3 protein-coding genes are annotated in these 2,312 nt (G+C 37.9%); 2 read left to right on the forward strand and 1 reads right to left on the reverse strand.

Annotation, left to right across the window (positions count from 1 at the left end; all coding sequences use genetic code 11):
- Positions 1-670, forward strand: a 670-nt coding sequence (locus tag AC1DUW_RS26300) for a tyrosine-type recombinase/integrase (RefSeq protein ID WP_477643867.1), incomplete at its 5' end; no start/stop codon positions are given.
- 8 nt (positions 671-678) lie between these two features.
- Positions 679-1,266, forward strand: a complete 588-nt coding sequence (locus tag AC1DUW_RS26305; protein ID WP_477643868.1) for a DUF3898 domain-containing protein — start codon at positions 679-681, stop codon at positions 1,264-1,266.
- A gap of 414 nt (positions 1,267-1,680) precedes the next feature.
- Here the strand turns inward: AC1DUW_RS26305 and AC1DUW_RS26310 are convergent.
- On the reverse strand, positions 1,681-2,312 hold a 632-nt coding region (locus AC1DUW_RS26310; protein ID WP_477643869.1), incomplete at its 5' end, for an HNH endonuclease.

Below are 2,312 nucleotides of genomic sequence, written 5' to 3' on the forward strand. Positions count from 1 at the left end.
GGATAATCCTGCTGACGGAATCGCTCTTCCAAAGATAAAGAGAAAAGAAATAAGGGTTTGGTCTCTTGAACAGGTCAATTTTTTTATCAGCGAGGCTAAGATGATAAAACGACTCACCCGCTGTCATATCGGATTTCTCATGTCAATCTTTACAGGGATGCGACAAGGAGAGATTCTCGGGCTAAGGTGGAAAGACATTGACTTTGATGCACAAACAATATTTGTAAGGCAGACGCTTACGCAGTACGCAGAAATTAAGGTAGGAGCAAAAAATGAAGCAAGCGTCCGTTCCATTCACATCCCAAACAAGCTAGTCGATGAGTTGAAAATCTACAGGAAACAGGTCGTACAGGAAAAGCTGATTCATGGGCAAAGTTATCATGACAACGACTTAGTTGTTTGCACAAGGTACGGCAAGCCCATGATACCTAGGAACTTCCGCAAAGAGTTCTATAATCTAGTTGAGAAGGTCGGCATACCTAAGATACGTTTTCATGACCTTAGACATACTCATGCTACTATCTTGATTCAACAAAATGTAAATGTGAAGCTTATCTCGGAGCGGCTAGGTCATTCAGATATCGAAACTACACTCAATACGTACTCCCATGTCTTGCCTGATATGCAGAAATCCGTCTCGGATAAATTGGACAAAATCATCGGAATGTGACCAAATGTGTGACCATCACACATCTACAGTATTTTAAGTGCAGTCATATCAATGTTTTAGCTACCTTCTACCCCTACATGCCCGAAGAAGGAATGGTCGAAGAAGCCGAGCTGAAAATCCACCAGGCTTCACATGCTCGCTACTTYGAGGACTTTTTGAAATTCGTCGAATATGGYGAATCGATGCCTGAAATCATGAAAAACCAGGTCATCCACATGGTTCATGAACATGTATCAGCACAATTYGWAGAAAACAGTGACGAACTGCAGAAATTCGAACAGGACCTGGAAATCTGGGAAACRAGCGAWAAAMGRGAAATCCARGAACGYCTTGAAACCCACCAAGTCGTCGAAGCCACTGCCCAGATTGTCGAGCATACACCTGAAGCCGAACTGCGMATGAAGCTAGGCAGTACATCAGTTAAAGGACTACTAGCCGATTTYGGSGAWAGCATTCATTTAGGGAAGATTAATGGGAAGTWTGTATTGATGATWGAAGCCGATWCAATTCAGTTCGATAAAGGTGTWTCRCCGATTGAATTTCATAGGCCGGATGATTTGATGGAGATTGTGGAGCGGATTAGTAGGAAGGTTTAGGGAATTGTGATGATTAATTTAGGGGTTTTGTGATCATTGTTGTGATCATTAAAACAGTGCCATTTAAACGTTTGTGATCCTTTGTGTGATCAAATCTGTGATCAAATTTATGCTCTAAAACATGTAAATAAGGGTTTCCTTTAATTAAGTACAACCAAATATTAATTCAAAAAGACAGTGAGCTTATCTTTGCTTACTGCCTTTTTGTTTATAACTATTAGTTATGATAAACATCCTGCACGTCATCGTCATTTTCACGTTTTTCGATCATTAACTCTTGGCATATTAGTATTTTGAAAAACTTTAAATGTATTCAAGATTACTATGATTTATGTTTACATATAATCACATGTAACACTTTTGGGGACAGGCTCAATTTAAACTATAATAAACAAATTCGGATTATAGATTACATTACTTTGTTTCAAAAATATTCCTCTTGTGCCACTTAAAGTACACTTTATTTTTGGAATGAATCTGAATTTTAGTACTTGGTACTAATCCATACTTCAAATAATCTTCATTACTGATAACTGAAGAAATGTACAAACGTCCTTGTCCATCAAATGCAATTAACCCTTTATCATACAGGGCATCATGATTACAACAAAGCAGTACGCCGTTGTATGGATCTAAACGTTCTTCATTTGTGCTATCTTTCCACGGTTTCGAATGGCTCGCTCTTAGTAACTCAGGTAAATCAATACTGCATAATGCGCATTTATGATCCCACAATGGCGTAAGATACTTGCGAAACTTCTGTTGACCTAAACGAATTTTTGTTTTTACTTCTGATTCTGTTTCTGCAATAACTGGAACTAATGTATTTCTTTCAGTTCTTCTCACATTATCAATCGATAGCTCAAGTTGTTCCTGGTCTACTTGATATATATTTAAATCACTAATCAAATCTAGAAGTTTAATAGCCAGTTCCTCATTACAAGGATATAAATAGCCTTGATTGCCATCACCATTTTTTTGAAATGCCGAATACTTAATTGGGAGTAGTGGGAGAATTTCATTTAACCCAGCCCTAACATTTAAAG

Source organism: Peribacillus sp. P4_C12 (assembly GCF_056402095.1).